This window comes from Endozoicomonas sp. SESOKO3, assembly GCF_024606255.1.
This window is the reverse complement of record NZ_JAHHPR010000759.1, coordinates 1-1,065: the sequence shown is the minus strand read 5'-3', so window position 1 is coordinate 1,065 and position 1,065 is coordinate 1. Positions and strand designations below refer to the sequence as shown.

At 59.9% G+C, this 1,065-nt stretch carries 1 protein-coding gene; it reads right to left on the bottom strand.

Annotated features, from left to right (window positions below; all coding sequences use genetic code 11):
- On the bottom strand, positions 1 to 1,065 hold a 1,065-nt coding region (locus KDK18_RS13355; RefSeq protein ID WP_257255425.1), incomplete at both ends, for a hypothetical protein.

The window sequence follows — 1,065 nt, the reverse complement described above, 5'->3', positions numbered from 1 at the left end:
GGGGTGAACTGGCGCACACTCAGGGTATCGTTAGACTTGGCGACGGTCTGCCCGGTGGCCTCGAGTTGCCAGTGCGCAAAGGGCCCTGACTCCACCGTCAGGTTTTCGCTGACCACCCGGGTTGTGTCCCAGGCCTTGTCCGGTATCCACAGTTGGTAGCCACCCGGGGTATCGGCCAGGAGGCTGGCGGAGTGCGCCTGCACCCGGGTAAAGACCGGGTGGTTGGCCATCTCGGCCACTGTCCGCTGCTCGTCCGCCGGGCGGATCACCTGGAAGCCGGAGCTCAGCTGCTGGATGCCCCCGGGGCGACGGACGTTGGTGCTCAGCCAATACAGGTTGCCGGAATGCTGGCTGTACATAAGATAGTAAATACGCTGGCCCCGCACCACCTTGTGCACCGGCAGGTGGCCCTTGTGCAGTTCCTTCCGGACAAGCTCACTGATCAGTCGAAGACGGCTGCCGTCGTCCCCATCGACCAGTGGGCCGCCATCCAGCAGGCTGCTCAGGAAGGCAATGTAGGTTTGGGTGGCCCCGTCATAAAAACCGGTGCGAAGGATACGTCGACTGTCGTAGGAATCCACGACTCGCAGGGGAATCAGTCTTTTGTCAGTGGCTGCTACGGGGGGGGCGCTGAGCTGGCCATCCAGGGTCTCTGCCGCAATCACCCGGTGGTCCAGCTGACCGGATCGGCTGGCCGTCAACAGGTAATAATAAGGGGGCTCAAACACCAGCAATTGGGCGTCATCTTTGCCCGGCACTACCCTTGATACCTTGCTACCAAACACCGCGCCATGCTCTGTGGCGCTGAATTCACGGAATTGCCTGATGTCCCGGTTCAGGAACCTGCCGCTCTTGAAAAACACCTGACCTTTGACCTGGTCAAAAAAATAGTAGCCGATGGTCGGGTTTCCCCACACCGGCTGTAGCGGGTCACTGGGAGTGATGAGCTGGATTTCCGCGTTGTGATGAGTATCGAACCAGAGCTTCACCCGGTCTAACTTAGCCCAGTTTGCTTCGGCCAGTCCCAGCTTGTCAGGGAAGCAGGAATAGGGTGTATTGCGATAC